Raw genomic sequence first — 15,272 nt, forward strand, 5'->3', positions numbered from 1 at the left:
TCATGACGAGAACGCGCCGGCTGGAGCCTCTTTCGGCCTGAGATGCTCGGGTCAAGCCCGAGCATGACGGCGAGGCTCAATCCGGATTACGCCGCCTGACTTCGACCCGCTCCGGCGCATGCGTGATGACATCGACGATGGCGAGGTCTTGCCGGTCGAGGCGCGGCAGCCCGTCATCCTCGCCAATGCGACGGGTGACCACGAGGCTGGCCAACGCCTTGTGGCTGCCGAGCTTCGAGCGGGCGAGCGCAGGCTCCATCGCCGCGGGAATGACGAGATGGACCATGCGGCCGCCTTCCAGGCAGGCGCGCAGGTCGTCGAGCACGAACAGGCCGAGCGGCAGCAGCTCGACGCCGGTCAGGAGCGCGATACCGGGGCCCGTCGCGAGCGCGGCAAGGTCGCCCCCGACGAGAGTCGTGATCAGCCGCGACGAGGCGAGCGGCTTCAGCACCCGCGAGATTTCGAGCGCCTTGACCAGCACTTCCTTCTCGCTGACGGCGAAGGGGCCGGCGAGGCTATCGCCGTCGACCACACGGATCGGTGCCCGGACGGCAGCCGGTGCCAGCGTTGCCGGTGTGGCGCCGTGGCCGAGCAGAGGTTCGAGTGCCGCGACGCCGTCCGGCACCTGCATCCCGAAACCGCCGAGGAAACGCATGCCGAAGGAGCGCGCGGCGACATCGCGCAACAGATGTAATGGCCTGAGGTCGCCGATCCGCGGTACGCCGAGCGCCATCACGGCGCCGGAGCGTTCGATCAGGCGCAGCAGCTCCGCCTCCGTGGCATGGGCCGGCAGGATCATCGGCGAGAGACCAGCCCGCAGGCTGGCGAGGGTCGAGACCAGCGCCTCGGGGCCCAGCGGCGCCAGGATCGCTACACAGGCACCGGGCTGGGGCCTGGCCAGCAGCAGCAGATTGGCGAGCCGGTCGACGCGGCTGTCGAGCTCGGCAAAACCGAAGGCATTCGGCGAAAAATCGCTCCAGTCGCGCCGGCCCGGCGGGTCGCGAAAGGCCGGCTCATAGCCGCGGCGGGTGGCGAGCGCCTTGAGCAGGCTGTCGAAATCGAGCCCTTCGACCAGCGCGCCGATGGAGATTTCGTCAGAGCTCATCCGCATCGGCCGGCCTAGTTGGCGGGCGCAGGCGGGGCGGGCAGCCGCGCCAGCGTCTCATTGGAAAGGAAGTATGTCGGCGGCCGCCCGGGCAGGGCGATCTCGCGCGAACGCGCCAGCCAGGTCTCTGGCAGATAGTAGAGCGGCACTGCGTAGAAGCCGGAGAGAAGCAGCCGGTCGAGCGTGCGCACGGCGGCGACAAAGCCCTCGCGCGAGCGTGCCGCCAGCAGCGTCTGCAGCGTCGCGTCGATCGCCGGCGAACGCACGCCGGCATAGTTCAGCGCGCCCTTGCGCTCGGCATTGGCCGAACCCCAGCGCCCGACCTGTTCGTTGCCTGGCGAGGCCGAAGCCGGCCAGGTCCACTGGATCATGTCGAAATCGAAGGCCGAAAGCCGGCGCCAGTACTGGACGTCGTCGATCAGCCGGACTGAGACAGCGATGCCGAGCCGGGCCAGCGAGGTCGCGTAGTTCAAAGCCAGCCGCTCCTGCGGCCGGTTGGTGACGGTGATCTCGAAGCTGAAGACTTCGCCCTTGTCACCGTTGCGCAGCTCTCCGTCGCGCATCCGGTAGCCGGCCGCCTCCAGCAGGTCGAGCGCGCGGCGGGCCTGATCCCGGTCACGGCCGGAGCCGTCGGTCGCGGCCGGGGCCCAGGTTCCGGCAAGGATGTCGTCGCGTACGGCGCCTGGGAAAGTAGCGAGGAACGCCTTCTCGTGCTGATCGGCCGGTACACCGAGCGCCGAGAGCTCACTATCGGCGAAGAAGCTGCCGGCGCGGCGGTAGACGCCGTGGAACAGGTTGCGGTTAGCCCATTCGAAGTCGAACAGCATGGCCAGCGCCTCGCGGACGCGGATATCGGCGAACTGCGCCCGGCGGGTGTTGAAGACCAGGCCGGTCATGCCCTTCGGCGCCCTGAAGCGGAGTGTGTCGCGTATGATCCGGCCGTCGCGCACGGCCGGGACGTCGTAGCCGGTCATCCAGCGTGTCGGGTCGCTTTCGAGACGGACATCATAAAGTCCAGCCTTGAAAGCCTCGAATAAGGCATTGGAGTCGCGATAGAAGTCGTACCTGATCTCCTCGGCGTTGAAGAGCCCGCGGGTGAGGGGATGCTCCTCGGCCCAGAAATCCTTGCGGCGCTTCAAGCGCAGCATCTCGCCGGGCTTGACCTCCTCGACCAGATAGGGACCAGAGCCCAGCGCCGGCTTGAAGCTGGTGTCGCCGAATTTTTCGGCGTCGGTGGCGTGCCTGGCGAAAATCGGCATGGCGCCGATGACCAGCGGCAGTTCGCGGTTGGAGCCGTCGCCGAGCTCGAACACGACGCGGTCGGGCGAGGGCGCTTCGGCCCTGGTCACCCGCGACAGGCTTGAGCGGTGGAACGGCTTGCCCTTGGCCTTCAGCATCTCGAAGGTGAAGATCACGTCTTCAGCGGTAACCGGTTTGCCATCCGAGAAGCGGGCGCGCGGATCGATCTGGAAGGCGAGGCGGGTTCGTTCCGGGTTGAGTTCGACCTTGCTCGCCAGCAGGCCATAGGCGGTGAACGGCTCGTCGGCGGAGCGGAAGAGCAGGCTCTGCTGGACGTAGCGAGGCACCGCGTCCGGTGCGACGCCGAGCACGATCAGGGGGTTGAGGCTGTCGAAGGTGCCCTGCTGGCCGAAGATGATTCGCCCGCCCTTGGGCGCCTTGGGATCGGCATAGGGAAGGTGCTCGAACCCCTTGGGCAGCGCAGGCTCGCCGTGCATGGCGATGGCGTTGTCGTTTTCGGCAGCGGTCGCGCGCGCTCCGCCCACGAGGCCGAACGCCGCGAGGCTCGCAAGGACGAGCCCGAAAACCCAAACCGGGCGCGCCGAGGCGCTGATGCGTCGATACATGCTCAAACCTGATTCCCTGCCGCAGGATAACATGCGATCAAACTTGTCGCGCCGCGCTCTTCGGGCTGGAAACCGGCGAAAGAAGTCGCTAAACGCAGGGCCGGGCGTCATTCAAACGCCTCAATCGCGCTTGATGTGCTCACGCCGCAATCGGCTCCGGCGCCTTGCCGGTTGAGCGCTCGGGTGATGTAAGCGGCCAGCTTCGGCAGCCGAACAAGTTTCGATGGTCAAGGAATCGCAGATGTCAGCTTCGACCCGCCTGTCCCAGAGCCAGGGCGCCACCGCGAAGAGCACGGTCCGCGGCCTCGCGCTCGTGCTGGGCGCCGCCGTTGCTCTTGCTCCCTTCGCCTCGCTCGCCCAGCAGCCACAGCGCCCGGCGAGCCGTCCGGCCCAGCCGGCGCAGCAGCCCGCCCCGGCGCAGCAGCCGGCCCAGGGCCAGGCCGCGCAGACCGGCCCGACCGTCGTTCAGGTCAAGCCCGAGCCGTCGCAGACGACCTGGACCAAGGTCTGCGGCAAGGATCAGGCCGCCAACAAGGAAATCTGCTACACCACGCGCGACTTCGTCTCGGACCAGGGCCAACCGGTGCTCGCCGTCGCGGTCTATGACGTGAAGGGTGATCCCAACAAGATCGTGCGCTTCCTGATGCCGCTCGGCCTGCTGCTGCAGCCGGGCATCCGCTTTGGTGTCGACACCGCGCAGCCGTCGCCGGGCCGCTATGCAGTCTGCTTCCCGAATGGCTGCTTCGCCGAGGCGCAGGTCAAGGACGACTTCATCAACGCGATGAAGAAGGGCACCAACCTCAACATCAGCGTCCAGAACCAGGCGGCCCGCGAAGTTTCGTTCTCGATCCCGCTCTCGGACTTCGCCAAGGGCTTCGACGGCGCGCCGATCGATCCCAAGGTGCTGGAAGAGCAGCAAAAGGCGCTGCAGGACGAGCTCGCCAAGCGTCAGGAGGAGCTGCGCAAGCGCCTTGGCGGCGGCGCGGCCGACGCCACCCCCGGCGCAGCGCCGGCTCCCGGTACGCCAGCGGTTCCCGGTCTGGCTCCCGCTCCGGGCGCGACGCCCGCTCCGGCTCCGAAGCCCTGATCTGCCGATCAGACAAGATGATTATCGACGCCGGGCCTCGCGCCCGGCGTTTTCGTTTAATTAGGAGGTCGCGCGCTCGGCGCGTTTGACCTGCTGCCAGAGCGCCTCCAGTTCCTCGAGCGAGGCCTGCCGCGGCTCGCGCCCCTGGCGCTCCAGCGCCGCCTCGATGCCGGCGAAGCGCCGCTCGAACTTGGCGTTGGCCGCGGTGAGGCAAGCCTCCGGGTCGGCGTCGACATGGCGGGCGAGGTTGGCGATGACGAAGAGCAAATCGCCGATCTCCTCCTTGATCGCAGTCTTGTCACCACTGGCGAGCGCCTCGTCGATCTCGGCGGTCTCCTCGCGGATCTTGTCCAGCACCAGCCGGGCGTTGTTCCAGTCGAATCCGACGGTCGAGGCCTTGGCCTGCAGCTTCCAGGCGCGGGTCAGCGAGGGCAGGGTGGTTGGAACGCCTGCGAGCACGCCCTTGGCGTCAGCGGGCTCCGGCAGTCCGGCCTCAGCCCTCGCGCGGGCCTTGTCCGCCTTTTCCTGCGCCTTGATCTGTCCCCAGAGCGCCTTGACCTCGATGGGCGACAGGTCGCGGGCCTCGCCGAAGACATGCGGGTGCCGGCGAATCAGCTTGGTGGTGATCGCCTCGACCACATCGGGGAAGGCGAAGGAGTCCTGCTCCTGCGCCATGCGGGCGTGGAACACGACCTGCAGCAAGAGGTCGCCAAGCTCGTCCTTGAGGTCGACGAGATCGCCCCGCGCGATTGCGTCGGCGACCTCATACGCTTCTTCGACGGTGTAGGGCGCGATCGAGGCAAAGTCCTGCTCGAGATCCCAGGGACAGCCCGTGCCGGGTGTGCGCAAGGCCGCCATGATCTCGATCAGGCGCTCGATGTCACGCGAAGGCTTCATCGCTGCAATTCTCCGACGCGCGCTTTCCGTAGGGCTGTTCCGGCCCTACGATCGGAATTCGCGCAAATTAGGATAAGCATGCTCTCGCCGCAAAACCGGTTTCCACTTTTGCGGAGCATGCGTTGGGTTAGCCTCCTCCCATGATTCAAGTCACGCCGTCCATTGCGATCGACGAGAGCGAGATCGAGGAGAGCTTCGTGCGCGCCTCCGGTCCGGGCGGGCAGAACGTCAACAAGGTCTCGAGCGCGGTCGAGCTTCGGTTCGATGTCCGCCGCTCGGCGTCGCTGCCCAATGATGTGGCGATCCGCCTGATGAAGCTCGCCGGCAGCCGGCTGACGCAGGACGGCGTCATCGTCATCTCGGCGCAGGAACATCGCAGCCAGAGCCGCAACCGCGAAGAAGCGCTGGCGCGGCTGATCGAGCTGATCCGGAAGGCCGAGGTGCGGCCGAAGGTGCGTAGGGTGACCAAGCCGACCAAGGCCTCGAAGGAGCGGCGCCTCGCCTCAAAGGAGCGGCGCTCCTCGGTCAAGTCGGGCAGAGGCAAGCCGGGGCTGGATTAGCGCGCGAGGGCGTCGCCAAAAAAGTGAGGCCGATGGCTCGGCCTCACCTCGGAACCCATTGCAGTTGGTGCCTGGGTTTTCGGCCCGTCAGCGCTTGACGTCCGCGCCGGCTTTGCCGGCTGCGCCAGCGCTGCTCTTGGCTGTGCCGGCCGGTGCTTCGACGCCACCCGCCGTGCCCGCCTTGGCCTTGACGCCGGCCTTCGCGCCGGGAGCGCCGACCTGTGTATCGACGCCGGTTTCGGCGCCGCCGGCGGCGCCGGGCGCGGAGGTCGTCCCTCTGGTCTGACTGCGAGTCTGGGTATCGGTCGTGACACCCTGGGCCAGGACGGGGCCGGCCAGCAGGGCCGACGCGGCGAGCACGATCACGGACGTCTTGATAGCCTTCATTAGCTTCTCCTCGGTGGTTGCGCGACGGGGCGCGGCCGATCTGTTGCGCCGCCCGCGAGGCGATCGGCTGCCGCGCTTTGCGAAGCACGAGCGACGCACGCACGATGCAAACCACGGGGTTTGACCATTCTGAGAGATTTCGAAGGTGATTTCGCGAGAGGCTGGCCTTAGTCAGGCCCAATATGAGGCGAATCCCGCAACGCGAGCCGAGATGCGGGCAGGGGGCCGATGTGACCGAGGTCGAACAGGATGAGAGATCGCTGGGAGCACGACCCGCGCCCAAGAGGATCACCGCGACCTATTTGCGGCGCGCCGCTCTCTATTATCTCGAACGTTATTCGGTGCCGGAGGCGCAGTTGCGGCGCGTCCTGCAGCGCAAGGTCGAGCGCAGCTGCCGGCATCACGGGCTCGACCCGCAGGCGTTCCGGGCGATGGTGGACGAGATCGTGACGTCCTGCGTTGCTTCCGGCCTGGTCGATGACCGCCGGTTCGCGGAGGCGAGGGCGCAGAGCCTGCGTCGCAAGGGGCGGTCCGCACGCGCCGTGGCGGCAGGGCTTGCCGCCAAGGGCGTTGGGCGCGAGCTCGTCGCCGAGATGGTTGTCCCTAACGAGGACGCCGAGCTGGCGGCGGCGCGTGTCGCTGCCCGTCGCAAGCGCCTGGGACCATGGAGCCGCGGCGACCGGGCCGCGCAACGCCAGAAGCACATCGCGACGCTGGCGCGGGCCGGCTTCAGCCTGACGATCGCCCGCGCCGTGATCGACGACGCGGGTGAGGGCCTGTGACTGCCCACTCGCTCAGTCAGGCTTGACGTTGGCCTCGGCCACGACCTTGCCCCAGCGCGCCACCTCCGACTTGACGAAGTCGCCGAAGGCCGGCCCGTAGAGGTTCGGGATTTCCGAGCCGTTCTTCTGCCAGGCCGTGCTCACCATCGGCGCGGCCAGCGCCTTCTGTACCTCGGCCGTCATCCTGGCGACGATCTCGGGCGGCGTGTTCTTCGGCGCCCACATCGCGTACCAGGTCGAGACCTCGTAGCCCGGCACGCCCGCTTCGGCGGTGGTTGGCACGTCCGGGAAGGCGCTGGCGCGCTTGGGCGCAGCGACGGCGAGCGCCCGCAGCGTGCCGCTGGCGATCTGCGCTGCGGACGAGCCGAGGCCGTCGAAGGCGAGATCGACCTGACCAGCGACGAGGTCCTGCATCAGCGGGCCGGCGCCGCGATAGGGGACATGGGTCAGGTTCACCTTGGTGGTGAGCTTGAACAGCTCGCCGGCGAGATGGTGGGTGGTGCCGTTGCCGGCTGAACCGTAGTTCAGCTTGTCGGGGTTCTTCTTGGCGTAGTCGATCAACTCGGCCAGCGTCTTGGCCTGGACCTTGCCCGGATGGACCACCACGACCTGCGGCGGCTGGGCGATCACCCCGATCGGGATGAAGTCGGTCTGGATATTGTAGTCGAGCCTGGGATAGAGCGCCGGCGCGATGGCATGGTGCGCGGCGCCGATGAAGAAGGTGTAGCCGTCCGGCGCGGCCTTCGAGGCCGCCGAGGCGCCGACCGTGCCGCCGGCACCGCCGCGGTTGTCGATCAGGATGCGCTGGCCGACCTGCTGTTCGAGCTGGGCGGCGAGGGGCCGGGCGAAAGCGTCGGTGCCGCCGCCGGCCGGGAACGGCACGATGAAGCTGATCGGCTTCTGCGGCCAGGATTGAGCCGTCGCCGGGACAGCCGGGACAAGCTGAGCAAAGGTGGCAAGCGCAAGCGCGCCGAGCCAGCCGGACTTCACCATCGAACAGACCTCCCTTGAGATTTTCCCCGGGCTCTTCAAAGGCCCTTGCGATTGCGCTTCATGCGATTGCCGAGCGTTGCAACGATTTAGCGCATCGCCCTATCGAAATGGCAACCCGACGAAAGCAGGGGCTCCCGGCCATACTGCCGCCGTCAGTCATGGACGGCGGTGCGCGTCGGCACGATCAGTGTCCAGGCCTGTGTCAGAACCGTCTCATCGTGTTGGTTCGTCGTGGTGACCTGCAGATCCATGAACCCGCGGTCATTGCGGCTGCGCGACGGGCGAGTCTGCAGCACCTCGGCGATCGCCTTGAGGCTGTCGCCTGGGCGCATTGGGCGGTGGAAGCGCAGATTCGCGAATTCGGCGCCGATGATGGGGTTGCCGCCGAGCAGCTTGGCATCGACCAGAAGCCGCATGGTGATCGCCAATGTCTGCCAGCCGCTGCCGACCAATTCGCCGAAGATCGTCTGGTGGGCCGCTTCCTCGTCGATGTGCATCGGCTGCGGATCGTAGAGCTCGGCGAAGGATCGGATCAGCTCCGCGGTCACCTCGAAGCTACCGGAGCTGATGCGATCGCCAGCTTTGAAGTCGTCGAGATACTGCGGATGGCGCCGGATAGATTCGTCGTCGTTCGCGTGCATGGGCCTTCCTCTTGTCTGAGTAAGCCTTTGCAGGCAAAATCACTTCAATTTTTGAAGGGAGTCAATATGGGCTGGTCCGAGGTTGGCGGCACGGTTTGCCCGATCGCGCGTGCGCTCGCCGTTGTCGGCGACCGCTGGACAATGCTCATCCTGCGTGAGCTCTTCCTGGCGACGCGACGCTTCGAGGAATTCCAGGCCCAGACCGGCATGTCGTCCCATCTTCTCTCCAGCCGGCTCAAGCGGCTGGAGGCTGACGGTGTGGTCGGCCGGCGTCGTTACAGCGACCGCCCGGCCAGGCACGAGTACCGCCTGACGGAGAAGGGGCTCGCTCTCTATCCGATCCTGCTCGGGCTGAAGTCGTGGGGGGAAAGCTGGGGCGGCCTTGACGCAAATGGCCAGCCAGCGATCGCAGTGGTCCACTGTGGCTGCGGACACGCGACAGGTCTCACGCTGACCTGTTCGGCCTGCGACCAACCCTTCGGCGCGCGCGACGCTCGGGCTGTGATCGGGGAAACGTTCGCAGTCGAACGCGCAGAGCGCCGCAGCGCCCTTCGCGGACATGGACAACGCTGAACCAGGGAACTCCGATGGCGGTCGGCGTGAGGACCTCGGGGAGGTTCTGTTTCGGCTGAATCTGTCGGTCAGTCAGCCAGCTTCATGACGGGCCAGGATGCCCGCGAACCGAGGCAAGTTCGATTCGCATAAGACATATTATGGAACTTAAATTGATATCCAGATGGCGCCCTGAAAGCGCGCCCTAAGCTCGGATGTCGATCGTCATGCCATCGAATGCCGGTTCAATGTTGTCCGGCAAGCGCTTGCACAGGCTGGCATAATCCAGATCAACATGGAGGTTCGTCAGGATCGCACGGCGCGGCTTGAGCTGCGCGATCGCCTCCAGCGATTGCTCCAGATTGAAATGGCTGGGATGCGGCGCCTCCCGCAGGCAATCCAGGATCAGAATGTCGAGCCCGCTCATCGCCGCCAGCGTTTCCGGCGGGATCGCGCTGACATCCGGCGCATAGCCGAGGCCGCCGAAGCGGAAGCCGAGCGCATCATAGTTCGGGCCGTGCTCGAGCCGGAACGGCAGCGTCTCGATCGCACCACCAGGACCATCGATCGCCAGCGCCTCGCCGGCGGCCAGCGGCGCGAGATCGAGGATCGGCGGATAGAGGCTGCCGGGCGGTGTCTCGAACAGATAACCGAAGCGCTCCCGCAGCGTCGCCCCGGTCACCGCGTCGGCATGGACTGGGATGCGCTTGCGCATGTGCAGCACGAGCGCGCGCAGATCGTCGATGCCGTGGGTATGGTCGGCATGGTCATGGCTGAACAGCGTCGCGTCGAGCCGCGTGACGTTCGCGGACAGAAGTTGCTCGCGCAGGTCGGGCGTGGTGTCGATCAGCACGCTCGTCGTGCCGTCCGTGCCGCGGCGCTCGACCAATAGCGAGCAGCGCCGCCGACGGTTCTTGGGATTGTTCGGATCGCAGGCGCCCCAGCCGGAGCCCGGCCGCGGCACGCCGCCGGATGAGCCGCAGCCGAGGATGGTGACGGTCAGGCTCATGCGGCGCGTCAGGCGACCTGCGCCACTGGCGCCGCGTGATCCATCTTCCAGTAGCAGCGCCTGGCGTTCTCCGTGGTGATCCTGGCGATCTCGTCGAAGGAGACGCCCTTGACATCGGCGAGAACCTTCGCGGTTTCAACGACATAGGACGGTTCGTTGCGCTTGCCGCGATAGGGTGTCGGGGCGAGGTAGGGCGCATCGGTCTCGACCAGAAGGTGCTCCAGCGGGATGTCGCGGGCGATCGCGCGCAGCGCCTCGGAGGTCTTGAAGGTCAGGATGCCCGAGAAGGAGACGTAAAGCCCGAGCTCGACGCCGGTGCGGGCGAGCATTTCGCCGGCCGTGAAGCAGTGCAGGATGGCAGGGAAGGCGCCCTTCCCCATTTCCTCGCGCAGGATCGCCGCCATGTCGTCGTCAGCCTCGCGCGAGTGGATCACCAGCGGCAGCTGGGTCTGGCGCGCCGCGGCGATGTGCGTGCGCAAGCCCTGCTCCTGCGCCTCGCGCGGGCTCTTGTCGTAGTGATAGTCAAGCCCGGCCTCGCCAATGGCGACGCAGCGCGGATGACGCGCCAGCTCGACCAACTGCTCGACCGTGACGTCGAGTTCCTCATGGGCGCCGTGCGGATGCGTGCCGACCGTGCACCAGACCGACGGGAAACGCTCGGCCAGCGCCGCATACCTCGCAAAGCGCGCGACTCGGGTCGAGATCGTCACCATGCGGCCGACGCCGGCCGCTTCCGCACGCATGACGTAAGCCTCTATATCCTCGGCGAAATCCGGGAAATCGAGATGGCAGTGCGTATCGATCAGCATCAGGCCGCCTCGCCGCCTTCCGGCTCGACATAGCGCGGGAAGACCGCGCTCGGCGCCGGCAGGGCCGTCCCCGAGGCAAGGCGGGCGCTCTCGCCGAGCGCCGCGAAGTCGCGCGCTTCGCTGGGAACCGCCAGCAAGTCGAGCAGCTTCGCCATGGCCTCAGGCATCACCGGCTGGACCAGGATCGCAACCTGCCGGATCGCCTCGATCGTGACGTAGAGCACCGTATCGCGCCGGGCGGGGTCGCTCTTGGAGAGCTTCCACGGCTCGTTGTTGGCGAAATAGCGGTTGGCCTCCGCGACCACGGCCCAGATATCGGCGAGCACGACATGCAAGGCGAAATCCTGCATGGCGGCGCGTGTCTTCGCGAGAAGCCCATCGGCCTGTGCCAGCATCGCCAGGTCCGCCTCGGTCAACGCGCCGGCCGGCGGTACCCTGCCCTCGCAATTCTTGGCGATCATCGAGAGCGAGCGCTGTGCCAGATTGCCGAGATCGTTGGCGAGGTCGGCATTGATGCGCCCGACGATCACGTCGTGACTGTAGTTGCCGTCCTGACCGAAGGAGACCTCGCGCAGGAAGAAATAGCGCAGCTGGTCGACGCCATAGGTGTCGGCGAGCGCGAACGGGTCGACGACGTTGCCGACCGATTTCGACATCTTCTCGCCCTTGGAGAGCAGGAAGCCGTGGCCGAAGATGCGCTTGGGCAGCTGCAGGCCGGCCGACATCAGGAAGGCCGGCCAGTAGACCGAATGGAAGCGCGTGATGTCCTTGCCGATGATGTGGACGTCGGCCGGCCAGAAGCGCCAGCGCGGGTCGCTCTCGTCGGGGAAGCCGCAGCCGGTGACGTAATTGTTGAGCGCGTCGACCCAGACATACATCACATGCTTCGGATCGCCCGGGACCGGCAGGCCCCAATCGAAGGTGGTGCGACTGATCGAGAGATCCTGCAGCCCGCCTTTGACGAAGGAGACGATCTCGTTGCGGCGCGTCTCCGGCCCGATGAAGGACGGGTTGGCCTCGTAATGCGCCAGCAGCCGCTCCTGATAGGCCGAGAGGCGGAAGAAATAACTCTCCTCCTCGGTCCATTCGACCGGCGTGCCCTGCCCGCCGATACGGACGCCATCGGCGTTGAGATGAGTCTCCTCCTCGCCGTAATAGGCCTCGTCACGCACCGAATACCAGCCGGCATAACGGTCGAGATAGATATCGCCATTGGCCTCCATCCGGCGCCAGAGTTCCTGGGTCGACGGGAGGTGGTCGGCATCGATTGTGCGGATGAAGCGGTCATAAGCGCAGTTCAGCGCATCGGCCATCGCCTTGAAGCGCGGCGCCGTGCTGTCGACCAGTTCCTTCGGCGTCAGGCCTTCCTTGGCGGCCGCCTGGAAGATTTTCAGGCCGTGATCGTCGGTGCCTGTCTGGAAATAAACGTCGAAGCCGTCGAGGCGCTTGAAGCGGGCGATCGCGTCGGCCGCGACGACCTCATAGGCGTGGCCGATATGCGGCGCACCGTTCGGATAGGAGATCGCGGTCGAGATGTAGAAGGTCGGGGCCGAGGCCATGGCTGTCCGGTTTCGTGTCGTTGTCAGGCCGCGCGCGAGCGGGAAACCGCCTCCGACAGATCGTGAAACAGCGACATGACGAGGGGGCGGCGATCGAGATTGTAGGTTTCGACCTCGTTCGCGGCGCGTGCAAGTCTCTCCCACACCTCCGCAAGGGGCGCAAGCCGGGCCGGGCCGGCGGCGGCATGCGCATGGAGGTGGGCGCCGAGCCAGCCCTGCACGGTCTCGATCATGACCGCAAAATCGGCTTCGCCCGCCCTGCCCGCGACATCCTCGCCGAGCGCCAGCAGCGCCGTGAGGTCGATCGAGGGCAGCGCGTCGAGCCGCGCCCTCACCGCCTCGACCAGCGCCAGCGTCTCCGGGTCGACATAGGTCAGCGCCCGCTTTACCGAGCCTTCGGACAAAGCGGCGGCCCGTCCGAGTGCGGAAGCGTCGAAGGGCAGCCGCATGCGTTCCAACGCGATTTCGCCGGCCTTGGCGACATCGCCTTCGCCCAGCGGCTCGAAGGCGAGCAACCGGCAGCGCGAGCGGATCGTTGGCAGGACGCGGCCGGGCGCATGCGCGACGATCAGGAAGAGGCAGCGCGGCGGTGGCTCCTCGAGCAGCTTCAGCAGGGCATTGGCGCCCGGCCGGTCGAGATCCTCGGCCGAATCGACAATCGCCACACGCCAGCCGCCCTCACCCGCACTGGAGCCGAAGCGGTCGATGATCCGGCGGACCAGATCGACCGGGATGTTGCTGGTGAAGCTCTTGCCGTCCGGCTTGGCGATGCGGCGCAGGAGGTGCAGGTCCGGATGGGACTGCGCCGCGATCTTGCGGGTGGCACCGTCCGTTTCCGGCATGGCGAGGTCACGGGCAGCTTCCGCGCGACGCACGGGATCGCCTTCGCCGAGCATGAAGCGGGCGGCGCGATAGGCGAAGCTCGCCTTGCCGATGCCCTCGGGGCCGCCGAGCAGCCAGGCATGGTGCATGCGGCCGGAGCGCAGCGCCGTCAGGAAGGCCTCTTCCTGGCGGTGGTGGCCGATGAGCGCCAGCGTCTCGCGCGGATGCGGCGCGTTTGGCAGGCGGTCGGGTTCGTTGCTCGATTCGATCATGCCGGCGCAATCTGCGGCAAGGGCAGCCGGGTGGAAAGCGCCTCCCAGGCCTTCTCCGCCAGTACCTCGGGTGTGAGGCTGGCATCGAGCACGGCGCAGCGCTGCGGCTCCGCGGCGGCAATGTCGAGAAAGCCCTGGCGCAGGCGGCGGTGAAACGCGATCGTTTCGCTCTCGAAACGATCTGTGGCCTCACCTGGCTTGCGGCGACGGGCAGCACGGGCCAGGCCCGTCTCGGGCGCGAGGTCGAGGATGAAAGTCAGCTCCGGCACAAGCCCGGCGATGGCGACAGCCTCCAGCGCGGCGAGCTTGTCCCTGGCGATCTCGCCGAGCGTGCCCTGGTAGACACGGGTCGAATCGATGAAGCGGTCGCAGATCACCCAGTCGCCCCGCGCCATGGCCGGCCGGATGCGGCTGTCGACATGGTCGATGCGGGCGGCCTGGAACATCAGCGCCTCGGCGAAGGCGCCGTAGGGCTTGATCTTGCCCGCGAGCAGGGCCTCGCGAATGCGCTCCGCCTTGGGAGAGCCGCCGGGCTCGCGCGTCAGCTCGACAGTGAGCCCCAGTGCCTCGAGCCGCGCCGCGAGCGCCTTGGCGAGGGTAGACTTGCCAGCCCCCTCCCCGCCTTCGAGCGTGATGAAATGCCCAGCGGGCCGCACTTTTGCCTTCGCCACGCTCAGCTCCGCTTAAGGGCCTTGCGGACCCAACCGGTCGCAGCCTCCATCAGCGCGTCGAGGGCACGCCGCTGCAGGCTGCCGACCGGCACGGTCTCGGCGGCATAGAGCGGGATCTCGAGCGTCTTGATCTCGCCGCGCGTGACCAACAGGCGCGCAACCTCAGCACCCTCCGCCACCGGCGCCTGCAGGGGACCGCGATAGACGATGCGGGCGGCAAGGCGCTCGCTGCTGCCGCGCGGCACCAAAAGGTTGACGGGCCCCTTGGCCTTGAGTGCGATGCGGCCCTTCTCGCCACCGAAGACACTGGCCTCGCCGACCGTCTCGCCCTCGGCGAAGACCTGCTTCTGCTCGAAGGAGCGGAAGCCCCATTCGAGCAGCTTGCGGGCCTCGCTGGCGCGGTCGCGCGCATTCTTCAGCCCGTTGACGACGACGATCAGCCGCTGGCCCTTCTGTACCGCCGAGCCGACGAGACCGTAGCCGGTTTCGTCGATATTGCCGGTTTTCAAGCCGTCAGCGCCGATATCCATCGCCAGTAGCGGGTTGCGGTTGCTCTGCTTGATCTTGTTCCAGGTGAAGTCGCGCTGGCCGAAGATTCTGTAGAGCTCCGGGTAGGTCTTGATGATGTGATCGGACAGAAAGGCGAGCTCGCGTGCCGTCACCTTCTGCTGCGGATCGGCCATGCCACTGGCATTGCGGAACTGCGACTTGCGCAGGCCGAGCGCATGGACGCGCTCGGTCATCACCCTGGCGAAGCTCGCCTCGTCGCCGGCGACAGCCTCCGCGAGTGCGATCGCGGCGTCGTTGCCCGACTGCACGATCAGCCCCTGCAGGATGTCGCCGAGCTTCACCCGGCTATGAACGATCGCGAACATGGTCGAGCCGCCGGAAACGCCGCCGCCCTTGCGCCAGGCGTTCTCCGAGATCGAGATCTCGGTCTCCAGCGTCATCTTGCCGGCAGCGATCTCCTGGAAGGCGACCAGCGCGGTCGCGAGCTTGACCAGGCTCGCCGGCGCCATCAGCTCGTCGGCGGCCTTCTCGTAGAGCACGGCGCCGCTGCCGGAATCGAGCAGGATCGCGTAGGGCGCAGCCGACTGGAAAGCCTGCGCGCGGGCGAAATCCGGCGTGAGCGCGCACCAAACCATGAAGAGGGCAAGGGCCCTGCTCCAAACTGGCGGAATGTAGGCAAGCGCCATCCCTGATCGACCTTGCGTCATATCGAGATCAGATGATGTGCGGTTCCGGGCGGTCAAGCCCGGAG

At 67.1% G+C, this 15,272-nt stretch carries 16 protein-coding genes; 4 read left to right on the forward strand and 12 right to left on the reverse strand.

Annotated elements, in window-relative coordinates; genetic code table 11:
* Positions 1–76: 76 nt before the first annotated feature.
* Both ACSQ24_RS11865 and ACSQ24_RS11870 read right to left on the reverse strand, forming a co-directional pair.
* Positions 77–1,105 (reverse strand): AMP-binding protein, encoded by a 1,029-nt coding sequence (locus ACSQ24_RS11865; protein ID WP_436094866.1) that lies wholly within the window; start codon positions 1,103–1,105, stop codon positions 77–79.
* Between the two features lie 14 nt (positions 1,106–1,119).
* Positions 1,120–2,970, reverse strand: a complete 1,851-nt coding sequence (locus ACSQ24_RS11870) for an ABC transporter substrate-binding protein (protein ID WP_436094867.1) — start codon at positions 2,968–2,970, stop codon at positions 1,120–1,122.
* A 241-nt stretch (positions 2,971–3,211) separates the two neighbouring features.
* Between ACSQ24_RS11870 and ACSQ24_RS11875 the strand changes: the two genes are divergently transcribed.
* Complete coding sequence (locus tag ACSQ24_RS11875) at positions 3,212–4,057, forward strand: invasion associated locus B family protein (RefSeq protein WP_436094868.1); 846 nt, start codon at positions 3,212–3,214, stop codon at positions 4,055–4,057.
* 60 nt (positions 4,058–4,117) lie between these two features.
* Here the strand turns inward: ACSQ24_RS11875 and mazG are convergent, their stop codons facing one another.
* Entirely contained in the window at positions 4,118–4,954 is an 837-nt protein-coding gene (gene mazG, locus ACSQ24_RS11880; protein ID WP_436094869.1) for a nucleoside triphosphate pyrophosphohydrolase, read from the reverse strand.
* Positions 4,955–5,094: 140 nt separating this feature from the next.
* Between mazG and arfB the strand changes: the two genes are divergently transcribed.
* Positions 5,095–5,514, forward strand: a complete 420-nt coding sequence (arfB, locus tag ACSQ24_RS11885) for an alternative ribosome rescue aminoacyl-tRNA hydrolase ArfB (protein WP_436094870.1) — start codon at positions 5,095–5,097, stop codon at positions 5,512–5,514.
* Positions 5,515–5,601: 87 nt separating this feature from the next.
* Here the strand turns inward: arfB and ACSQ24_RS11890 are convergent, their stop codons facing one another.
* Complete coding sequence (locus ACSQ24_RS11890) at positions 5,602–5,901, reverse strand: hypothetical protein (RefSeq protein ID WP_436094871.1); 300 nt, start codon at positions 5,899–5,901, stop codon at positions 5,602–5,604.
* Positions 5,902–6,131: 230 nt separating this feature from the next.
* On the opposite strand from ACSQ24_RS11890, the gene ACSQ24_RS11895 reads away from it, so the two are divergent.
* Positions 6,132–6,683 (forward strand): regulatory protein RecX, encoded by a 552-nt coding sequence (locus ACSQ24_RS11895; protein WP_436094872.1) that lies wholly within the window; start codon positions 6,132–6,134, stop codon positions 6,681–6,683.
* A 12-nt stretch (positions 6,684–6,695) separates the two neighbouring features.
* Here the strand turns inward: ACSQ24_RS11895 and ACSQ24_RS11900 are convergent, their stop codons facing one another.
* Entirely contained in the window at positions 6,696–7,676 is a 981-nt protein-coding gene (locus ACSQ24_RS11900; RefSeq protein ID WP_436094873.1) for a Bug family tripartite tricarboxylate transporter substrate binding protein, read from the reverse strand.
* Between the two features lie 152 nt (positions 7,677–7,828).
* Positions 7,829–8,317 (reverse strand): MaoC family dehydratase, encoded by a 489-nt coding sequence (locus ACSQ24_RS11905; RefSeq protein WP_436094874.1) that lies wholly within the window; start codon positions 8,315–8,317, stop codon positions 7,829–7,831.
* A 66-nt stretch (positions 8,318–8,383) separates the two neighbouring features.
* Here ACSQ24_RS11905 and ACSQ24_RS11910 point away from each other — a divergent pair, with 66 nt between their 5' ends.
* On the forward strand, positions 8,384–8,890 hold the full coding sequence (locus tag ACSQ24_RS11910) for a winged helix-turn-helix transcriptional regulator (RefSeq protein ID WP_436094875.1): 507 nt from the start codon (positions 8,384–8,386) through the stop codon (positions 8,888–8,890).
* A 184-nt stretch (positions 8,891–9,074) separates the two neighbouring features.
* Here ACSQ24_RS11910 and ACSQ24_RS11915 read toward each other — a convergent pair whose 3' ends face one another.
* The 6 genes from ACSQ24_RS11915 to ACSQ24_RS11940 are packed head-to-tail and all read right to left on the reverse strand — an operon-like array spanning position 9,075 to position 15,156.
* A complete protein-coding gene (locus ACSQ24_RS11915) occupies positions 9,075–9,878 on the reverse strand; it encodes an MBL fold metallo-hydrolase (protein WP_436094876.1) in 804 nt (267 codons plus the stop codon).
* A gap of 8 nt (positions 9,879–9,886) precedes the next feature.
* A complete protein-coding gene (locus ACSQ24_RS11920; RefSeq protein ID WP_436094877.1) occupies positions 9,887–10,687 on the reverse strand; it encodes a TatD family hydrolase in 801 nt (266 codons plus the stop codon).
* Positions 10,687–12,246: a methionine--tRNA ligase gene (gene metG, locus ACSQ24_RS11925; RefSeq protein ID WP_436094878.1), complete on the reverse strand. Its 1,560-nt coding sequence runs from the start codon at positions 12,244–12,246 to the stop codon at positions 10,687–10,689. The genes ACSQ24_RS11920 and metG overlap by 1 nt, the downstream gene beginning before the upstream one ends.
* A gap of 23 nt (positions 12,247–12,269) precedes the next feature.
* A complete protein-coding gene (locus tag ACSQ24_RS11930) occupies positions 12,270–13,340 on the reverse strand; it encodes a DNA polymerase III subunit delta' (RefSeq protein ID WP_436094879.1) in 1,071 nt (356 codons plus the stop codon).
* Positions 13,337–14,011 (reverse strand): dTMP kinase, encoded by a 675-nt coding sequence (gene tmk, locus ACSQ24_RS11935; RefSeq protein WP_436094880.1) that lies wholly within the window; start codon positions 14,009–14,011, stop codon positions 13,337–13,339. Before tmk ends, ACSQ24_RS11930 begins: the two co-directional genes overlap by 4 nt.
* 2 nt (positions 14,012–14,013) lie before the next feature.
* The gene (locus ACSQ24_RS11940; RefSeq protein WP_436094881.1) at positions 14,014–15,156 is read right to left on the reverse strand and encodes a D-alanyl-D-alanine carboxypeptidase family protein; all 1,143 of its coding nucleotides are present in this window, start codon (positions 15,154–15,156) and stop codon (positions 14,014–14,016) included.
* Between the last annotated feature and the right edge of the window lie 116 nt (positions 15,157–15,272).

Source organism: Allobosea sp. LjRoot237 (assembly GCF_964253285.1).
GTDB lineage: Bacteria > Pseudomonadota > Alphaproteobacteria > Rhizobiales > Beijerinckiaceae > Allobosea.

Coding starts and splice junctions, on each gene's coding strand:
- ACSQ24_RS11865 (WP_436094866.1), bottom strand. CDS start 1,105: ATGAGCTCTGACGAAATCTCCATCGGCGCGCTGGTCGAAGGGCTCGAT.
- ACSQ24_RS11870 (WP_436094867.1), bottom strand. CDS start 2,970: ATGTATCGACGCATCAGCGCCTCGGCGCGCCCGGTTTGGGTTTTCGGG.
- ACSQ24_RS11875 (WP_436094868.1), top strand. CDS start 3,212: ATGTCAGCTTCGACCCGCCTGTCCCAGAGCCAGGGCGCCACCGCGAAG.
- mazG (WP_436094869.1), bottom strand. CDS start 4,954: ATGAAGCCTTCGCGTGACATCGAGCGCCTGATCGAGATCATGGCGGCC.
- arfB (WP_436094870.1), top strand. CDS start 5,095: ATGATTCAAGTCACGCCGTCCATTGCGATCGACGAGAGCGAGATCGAG.
- ACSQ24_RS11890 (WP_436094871.1), bottom strand. CDS start 5,901: ATGAAGGCTATCAAGACGTCCGTGATCGTGCTCGCCGCGTCGGCCCTG.
- ACSQ24_RS11900 (WP_436094873.1), bottom strand. CDS start 7,676: ATGGTGAAGTCCGGCTGGCTCGGCGCGCTTGCGCTTGCCACCTTTGCT.
- ACSQ24_RS11905 (WP_436094874.1), bottom strand. CDS start 8,317: ATGCACGCGAACGACGACGAATCTATCCGGCGCCATCCGCAGTATCTC.
- ACSQ24_RS11910 (WP_436094875.1), top strand. CDS start 8,384: ATGGGCTGGTCCGAGGTTGGCGGCACGGTTTGCCCGATCGCGCGTGCG.
- ACSQ24_RS11915 (WP_436094876.1), bottom strand. CDS start 9,878: ATGAGCCTGACCGTCACCATCCTCGGCTGCGGCTCATCCGGCGGCGTG.
- ACSQ24_RS11920 (WP_436094877.1), bottom strand. CDS start 10,687: ATGCTGATCGATACGCACTGCCATCTCGATTTCCCGGATTTCGCCGAG.
- metG (WP_436094878.1), bottom strand. CDS start 12,246: ATGGCCTCGGCCCCGACCTTCTACATCTCGACCGCGATCTCCTATCCG.
- ACSQ24_RS11930 (WP_436094879.1), bottom strand. CDS start 13,340: ATGATCGAATCGAGCAACGAACCCGACCGCCTGCCAAACGCGCCGCAT.
- ACSQ24_RS11940 (WP_436094881.1), bottom strand. CDS start 15,156: ATGGTTTGGTGCGCGCTCACGCCGGATTTCGCCCGCGCGCAGGCTTTC.